We start from the raw sequence: 6,838 nt of genomic DNA, 5'->3' as shown, positions 1-6,838 counted from the left end.
CCATCGACCCGGTCATCACGCACGACTACCCCGTCACCGACGCCCTCGAAGCCTTCGACATCGCCCGCAACTCCGCCCAATCCGGCAAAGTCCTCCTCAACTTCGCCGGCTAAAGCCAGCCACAGCTTTCAGGCCGGATCAGCAGGCGGAACCAACCAGGGGGCTAGGCGGACTGCGTCCGCGGCTGCAGCGGAACGAAAACCCTCGGCTGCTCCACCCAGACGGGCTCCATTTCCGAGATGGTGCGGCGCATGATCCTGCTCGACGCCTCGCGGGCCTCCGATGCGTGGCCTCCAAAGATGGCTTCGGCCACATCGAGGTGCCACTGCAGCGTGAGGTCCCGGGGGCGGTCAGGCATGAGGCCGTGCACCGTGCGGCCGGTCAGGGTTTCGGCCACCTGGCCCACGAGGTTGGCAAACATCTCGTTGCCGGAGCCGCTGAGCAGCAGGGAGTGGAACTGGATGTCCAGCTCCAGGAAGCGGGGGACGTCGCCGGCTTTGCCGGCGTCGCGCATGGCCAGGGCCACGTCGAGCAGTTCCTGCCGGAGTTCCTGCGGTGCGTTGACCGCCGCCAGTTCTGCGGCCACGGGTTCGACGGCGGAGCGCAGCTCCGCGAGGGAGCGCAGCTGGGCACCGCGGCCTTCCCCCGCCAACCGCCACCTGATCACGAGCGGGTCGAACGGATTCCAGCGGTGCGCGGGCAGGACCTTGATTCCCACGCGCTTGGTGGTCTCCACGAGGCCCAGGGACTGCAGCACCCGGACCGCTTCGCGGATGACAGACCGGGATACCTGCAGTTCGTCCTCCAGCTGCTCCGCCAGCATCACATGCCCTGGCGGGAGGCTGCCGTCGACGATTCTGGTACCCAGGTGCTCGACGGCACGGTGGTGGAGGCTGGTTGACATAGTGGTAAGCATAATCCGGCGTGGAGGCTTTGGTGCCCTGCAGCCGGGGGAGTCTGGACGTCGCCGGAGTGGCGCGGCCTAGACTCTAGAGGGCGCGGTTTGCGTCCAAGGAGTGGTCACCCGCTTTCGCCCTCGACCGCGAATATATATGCTTTATTCACAGCCTACTTTTCTAAAGTTCGTTCCGCAGGACGTGCGGGACGCAATGCACAACACGTTGCACACACTGAATTGGAGTTTTTGATGTCAGCACACATCGGTGTCACCGGCCTTGCGGTGATGGGCGCCAACCTGGCCCGCAACCTGGCCCGCAACGGGTTCACCGTTGCCCTGCACAACCGCTCGGTCGAAAAGACCGACGCCCTCCTCGAAAAGCACGGCACGGACGGCGACTTCGTGCGCACCGAAACGCTGCAGGAGCTGGTGGACTCCCTGGAGAAGCCGCGCCGCGTGCTCATCATGGTCAAGGCCGGCAAGCCGGTCGACGCGGTCATCGACCAGCTCGTTCCGCTGCTGGAACCGGGCGACATCGTGATCGACGCCGGCAACTCGCACTACGAGGACACCCGCCGCCGGGAAGCCGCGCTGGCCGAGAAGGACCTGCACTTCGTGGGCGTAGGCGTTTCCGGCGGTGAGGAAGGCGCCCTCAACGGCCCGTCCATCATGCCCGGCGGCTCCAAGGAGTCCTACGACGCCCTGGGCCCGCTGTTGGAGAAGATCTCCGCCAAGGTTGACGGCCAGCCGTGCTGTGCCTGGATCGGTACCGACGGCGCCGGCCACTTCGTCAAGATGGTCCACAACGGCATCGAATATGCCGACATGCAGGTCATCGGCGAAGCGTTCGACCTGCTGCGCTCCGGCGCCGGCATCGAGCCTGCCGAACAGTCCAGGATCTTCGCCGAATGGAACAAGGGCGAGCTCGCTTCCTTCCTGATCGAAATCTCGGCCGAGGTTCTCGGTCACGTGGACGCCAAGACCGGCAAGCCGTTCGTCGACGTCGTCGTGGACGCCGCCGGCCAGAAGGGCACCGGCCGCTGGACCGTCATCTCCGCGCTCGAACTGGGCTCCCCGGTTTCTGGCATCGCCGAGTCGGTTTTCGCCCGGGCCCTTTCCTCCCAGGCGGAGCAGCGAAAACTCGGCCAGGAACTGCTGGCCGGCGAGGAAATCGCAGTCGAAATCCCCGAAAACTTCGTCGAAGACGTCCGCCAGGCGCTGTATGCTTCCAAGCTGATCTCCTACGCCCAGGGCCTGGACATGCTGACGTCCTCCGCCAAGGAATACGGCTGGGACCTCAAGCTGGACCAGATCGCCTCGCTGTGGCGCGGCGGCTGCATCATCCGTGCCGAGCTGCTCAAGGAAATCACCAAGGCTTACGCCGCGGACCAGAAGCCGGCCAACCTGCTGTTCGCCCCGGCCTTCACCAAGGCCATCGCGGAAGCGCTCCCGGCCTGGCGCCGCGTGGTTGCCACCGCCGTGCAGCTCGGCATTCCGGTACCCGTATTCTCCTCATCGCTCGCCTACTACGACGGCCTGCGCCGCAAGCGCCTCGCTGCGGCGGTCATCCAGGGCCAGCGCGACCTGTTCGGTGCACACACGTACGGCCGTGTCGACGCCGAGGGAACGTTCCACACGCTGTGGGGCGAAGACAAGTCCGAGGTCGAGGCAGTGGACACCCACTAGTCACACCCGGTGAAACGCAGGAACGGCCGGCCCTCCCGGATAGTCTGGGAGGTGCCGGCCGTTCGTGCGTCCGGCTCCGGCCATGTCTCGACGACGATCCGCCCCTAGGAGTGCCGAGTGTCCCAGCACGTAGCGATTGTCACCGGAGCCTCCACCGGCATCGGATTCGAATCGGCCAAGCTGCTCAGCGCCAACGGATTCACTGTGTACGCCGGGGCAAGGCGGGTGGACAGGATGGAGCCGCTCAAGGCGCACGGGGTCACGGTCCTGCCGCTGGATGTCACGGATGACAGGTCCATGCAGGGCGTGGTGGCCACTGTCATGCGGGAGCAGGGCCGGATCGATGTCCTGGTCAACAACGCCGGTTTCGGCTCCTTCGGCGCGCTGGAGGAGATGGAGCTGGCGGAGGGACGCCGGCAGTTCGACGTGAATGTCTTTGGGCTGGCGCGGATGACGCAGCTGGTCCTGCCCTCGATGCGTACTGCCGGGCGGGGCAGGATCATCAACATTTCGTCCATCGGAGGGAAGTTTTATGAGCCGCTTGGCGCGTGGTACCACGCCACTAAGTTCGCTGTGGAAGGGCTCAGTGATTCGCTGCGGCTGGAACTGAAGCCGCACGGGATCGGCGTGTCCATCATCGAACCCGCGAGCACCGTCACCGAGTGGGGCCGGATCGCCGCCGCGGGGCTGCTGGCCAGTTCAGGCGAGGGGCCGTACGCGGACCAGGCCAGGGAGATGTCCGCCGTGCTGGCGTCCACCGAGAGGCCAGCAACGTCCACCCAACCGGACGTCGTCGCCGGGGCGGTACTGCAGGCAGCCACCGCCGCACGTCCGCGGACCCGCTACCCGGTGGGCAGGGGCGCCGCCGCCATTACGGCCTTGCGGCGGCTCCTGCCCGACCGGGTCTACGATCTGGCGGTGACAGCGGTGCTGAAACGCATTGCCCGCTGATGCGGCCGGCGCCGCAGCTCAACAAGCCTGCCCACAGGGCACAGCCGGCCAAAATAAGGGATCAGATCCGGTATTCGATGTAATACTCGGCCGGGTCCACGGCGGGCTTGGTTTCCCGCAGGGCGTCGCGGTGCCGCCAGCTCGCAGGGATGCCAGTGATAATGGACTCGGGCGGGGCGTCCTTGACCACGACGGCGTTCGCCCCCACGGCGCTGTCGTGCCCGATGGTGATCGGTCCCAGGACTTTGGCCCCGGCGCCGATGGTCACGCGGTCCCCGATGGTGGGGTGCCGCTTGACCTTCGCGAGGGAACGGCCACCGAGGGTGACGCCATGATAGATCATGACGTCCTCGCCGATCTCGGCCGTTTCACCGATGACCACGCCCATGCCGTGGTCAATGAAAAAGCGGCGTCCGATCGTGGCACCCGGATGGATCTCGATGCCCGTCAGGAAGCGTGTCAGCTGCGAAATGAGCCGGGCGGGGAACCGCGTGGACGGGTCCTGCCACAGCTTGTGCGTCAGACGGTGCGCCCAAATGGCGTGAAGCCCGGAGTACGCGAAAAAGTTCTCGAAAGAACCTCGAGCCGCCGGGTCGTGGGACCGGGCGGCGTCGAGGTCTTCCTTAAGTCTTGCGAAGAAACCCACAAAGTTCTTTCTACAGGAAACGGAAAGCGGGTGGCTAAGGTCTAGCCGCGGATGTCGTCATAGAGCACGGTGGAGATGTAACGCTCGCCGAAGTCGCAGACGACCGCCACAATCAGCTTGCCGGCGTTTTCCGGGCGCTTGGCCAGTTCGAGGGCACCCCAAACGATGGCGCCGGAGGAGATGCCGCCCAGGATGCCTTCCTTGATGCCGAGCTCGCGGGCAACGGCCACGGAGTCCTCCAGGGTGGCGTCCAGGACCTCGTCGTAGACGCTGGTGTCCAGGAGTTCCGGGATGAAGTTGGCGCCCAGGCCCTGGATCTTGTGCGGGCCGGGGGCGCCGCCGTTGAGGATGGCGGAGTCCTTGGGCTCGACGGCAACGATCTGGACGCCCGGCTTTCGCTCCTTCAGGACCTGCCCGACGCCCGTAATGGTCCCGCCGGTGCCGATGCCGGAGACAAAGATGTCCACCTTGCCGTCGGTGTCGGTCCAGATTTCCTCGGCCGTGGTTTCACGGTGGATCTGCGGGTTGGCCTCGTTGGCGAACTGCTGGGCCCAGATGGAGTTCTCCGTGTTGGCCACGATTTCCTGTGCCTTTTCCACAGCACCGCGCATGCCTTCCGAACCCGGGGTCAGCACGATCTCGGCACCGAAGGCGCGGAGCATGACGCGGCGCTCGGTCGACATGGTTTCCGGCATGGTCAGGATGACCTTGTAGCCGCGGGCTGCGCCCACCATGGCCAGGGCGATGCCGGTGTTGCCGGAGGTGCCTTCGACGATGGTTCCGCCGGGCTTGAGCGCGCCGGACTTCTCCGCGGCGTCGATGATGGCGACGCCGATACGGTCCTTGACGCTGTTGGCCGGGTTGTAGAACTCGAGCTTGACCGCAACGGTGGCGTCCAGGCCTTCCGTCAGCCGGTTGAGCCTGACCAGCGGGGTGCCGCCCACCAGCTGTGTTACATCGTCGTAGATCCGTGCCATGTGTACTTGCGCCTATCTCTCAGGAGGGAATACTTTGGTCAGCCTAACGATGGGGTCAGCGCCCCCGCTAAGCATTAAGCCACGCAGAGTAATATTTCCGTGCCTTGGCCAGCTTCGGGTTAATAATGACCTGGCAGTAGCCCTGCTCCGGGAACTTGGCGTAGTAGTTCTGGTGGATGTTCTCCGCCGGGTAGAACGCGGGGAGTCGGCTGACCTCGGTCACAATCGGCCGCGACCACAATGCCTGGTTCCGTTCGATCGCCTCCTCGAAGAGGATCTTCTCCTCGGTGGTCTCATAGAACATTGACGACCGGTACTGCGTGCCGACGTCGTACCCCTGGCGGTTGAGTGTGGTGGGGTCGTGCAGGGCGAAGAACATGTCCAGGATGACCTCGGCCGGGATGACACCCTCATCGAACGTCACAGCCACCACCTCCGCGTGACCCGTGGTGCCGGAGCAGACGGAGTAGTAGTCCGGGTCGCGATCATGGCCGCCGGTGTACCCCGAAACCACCGATGTGACGCCCTTCGTTTTCTGGTAGACGGCGTCCAGGCACCAGAAGCAACCCCCGCCAAGCACAAAAGTCTTCATGTCCTCTTTACTCATGCTTCTTTAATGATCCAGGCACGCCAATGATTCCCCCAGCCAACCCTAGGCTCATATGCCGGGCAGTGGCCAGAGACGACTGTAGGGTAAAAATATGAGTATGGAACCTGTGAACAGCGACGTTGCAGCGGAACCGGAAAAAGCTCCCGATGCCGCGGAGTCGCCCGCCGCCGCAACGCTGGGGCAGCTCATGCTGGCCGTGGAGGAGCTCTGGCCGGAGTCGCTGGCAGAGTCATGGGACGAGGTGGGCCTCGTGGCCGGCCATCCGTCCGCTGAAGTCACGCGCGTCATGTTCGCCGTGGATCCCACCATTGAGGTTATCGACGAGGCCATCGAATGGGGCGCGGAGCTGCTCATCACCCATCACCCGCTGCTCCTCAAGGGCGTCACCTCGGTTGCCGCCAACACCCCCAAAGGCCGGGCAGTGCACCGCCTGATCGAATCCGGTACGGCGCTCCTGACGGTCCACACCAACGGCGACTCAGCGGTGGGGGGCGTTTCCGACGTCCTGGCCGACGCCCTTGGCCTGGAGAACGTGTCTCCGCTGACCCCTGCAGCGGACGGCCTGCCCGAGGAAGGCATTGGGCGGGTTGGGGACCTCAGCGAGTCGATGACCCTGGGCGACTTCGCCGCCCGGGTTTTCGGCATCCTTCCCGCGGTGGCGGGCGGCGTGCGGGTGTCCGGGGACAAGGACGGGCTGGTGCAAAGGGTCGCCGTGTGCGGCGGGGCCGGGGACTCCCTCTTTGGCGAGGTCCGGGCCAGCAACGCCGACCTGTACGTCACCGCGGACCTCCGCCACCATCCGGCGTCGGAGGCCAGGGAAGCTGCCGTCAATGACCGCCCGTACCTGATCGATGTTTCGCACTTCGCCAGCGAATGGCTGTGGCTCCCGGCTGCCGCCGAGGCGCTGGGCAACGTGCTCGGAGACCAGGGCCTCGACGTCGAAATACGGGTCAGCACCACCAACAGCGATCCGTGGGACTTCATACTGACTCCCGGCTAAGCCTGGCGCGCGAGGGGCCCCCGGGTGAGCGTAGCGAGGCTGGGGAGCGCGTTAGGCGCTAGAGTCTAGA

Annotated in this window: 7 protein-coding genes and 1 pseudogene; 4 read left to right on the top strand and 4 right to left on the bottom strand. The window is 65.4% G+C overall.

The features are described from left to right. Positions 1-113: pseudogene (locus tag AC1DFE_RS12045) on the top strand (L-idonate 5-dehydrogenase); the annotation flags it as partial. Positions 114-163: 50 nt separating this feature from the next. Here AC1DFE_RS12045 and AC1DFE_RS12040 read toward each other — a convergent pair. Then, positions 164-904: a FadR/GntR family transcriptional regulator gene (locus AC1DFE_RS12040; protein WP_476906096.1), complete on the bottom strand. Its 741-nt coding sequence runs from the start codon at positions 902-904 to the stop codon at positions 164-166. 243 nt (positions 905-1,147) lie between these two features. Here AC1DFE_RS12040 and gndA point away from each other — a divergent pair, with 243 nt between their 5' ends. Further along, entirely contained in the window at positions 1,148-2,584 is a 1,437-nt protein-coding gene (gene gndA, locus AC1DFE_RS12035) for an NADP-dependent phosphogluconate dehydrogenase (protein ID WP_476906095.1), read from the top strand. A gap of 117 nt (positions 2,585-2,701) precedes the next feature. Further along, complete coding sequence (locus AC1DFE_RS12030; RefSeq protein ID WP_476906094.1) at positions 2,702-3,535, top strand: oxidoreductase; 834 nt, start codon at positions 2,702-2,704, stop codon at positions 3,533-3,535. Between the two features lie 61 nt (positions 3,536-3,596). On the opposite strand, the gene epsC is transcribed toward AC1DFE_RS12030, so the two are convergent. The 3 genes from epsC to msrA all read right to left on the bottom strand — a co-directional run bounded on the left by epsC (position 3,597) and on the right by msrA (position 5,750). Further along, positions 3,597-4,181, bottom strand: coding sequence for a serine O-acetyltransferase EpsC (epsC, locus tag AC1DFE_RS12025; RefSeq protein ID WP_476906093.1), 585 nt, complete (start codon positions 4,179-4,181; stop codon positions 3,597-3,599). Positions 4,182-4,222: 41 nt separating this feature from the next. Next, the gene (cysK, locus tag AC1DFE_RS12020) at positions 4,223-5,158 is read right to left on the bottom strand and encodes a cysteine synthase A (protein WP_476906092.1); all 936 of its coding nucleotides are present in this window, start codon (positions 5,156-5,158) and stop codon (positions 4,223-4,225) included. Positions 5,159-5,225: 67 nt separating this feature from the next. After that, positions 5,226-5,750, bottom strand: coding sequence for a peptide-methionine (S)-S-oxide reductase MsrA (gene msrA, locus AC1DFE_RS12015; RefSeq protein ID WP_476906108.1), 525 nt, complete (start codon positions 5,748-5,750; stop codon positions 5,226-5,228). A gap of 115 nt (positions 5,751-5,865) precedes the next feature. On the opposite strand from msrA, the gene AC1DFE_RS12010 reads away from it, so the two are divergent. Continuing rightward, positions 5,866-6,768, top strand: a complete 903-nt coding sequence (locus tag AC1DFE_RS12010) for a Nif3-like dinuclear metal center hexameric protein (protein WP_476906107.1) — start codon at positions 5,866-5,868, stop codon at positions 6,766-6,768. Positions 6,769-6,838: the final 70 nt, after the last annotated feature.

The sequence above is a fragment of the Arthrobacter sp. 05T423 genome (assembly GCF_056396245.1).
Note: the sequence above shows the minus strand (reverse complement) of the source record. Positions and strands in the feature narration are given on the sequence as shown.

What these genes read in the sequence shown, in the direction of transcription:
- AC1DFE_RS12040 (WP_476906096.1), bottom strand. Translation starts at nt 904, where the DNA reads ATGTCAACCAGCCTCCACCACCGTGCCGTCGAGCACCTGGGTACCAGA.
- gndA (WP_476906095.1), top strand. Translation starts at nt 1,148, where the DNA reads ATGTCAGCACACATCGGTGTCACCGGCCTTGCGGTGATGGGCGCCAAC.
- cysK (WP_476906092.1), bottom strand. Translation starts at nt 5,158, where the DNA reads ATGGCACGGATCTACGACGATGTAACACAGCTGGTGGGCGGCACCCCG.
- msrA (WP_476906108.1), bottom strand. Translation starts at nt 5,750, where the DNA reads ATGAAGACTTTTGTGCTTGGCGGGGGTTGCTTCTGGTGCCTGGACGCC.
- AC1DFE_RS12010 (WP_476906107.1), top strand. Translation starts at nt 5,866, where the DNA reads ATGGAACCTGTGAACAGCGACGTTGCAGCGGAACCGGAAAAAGCTCCC.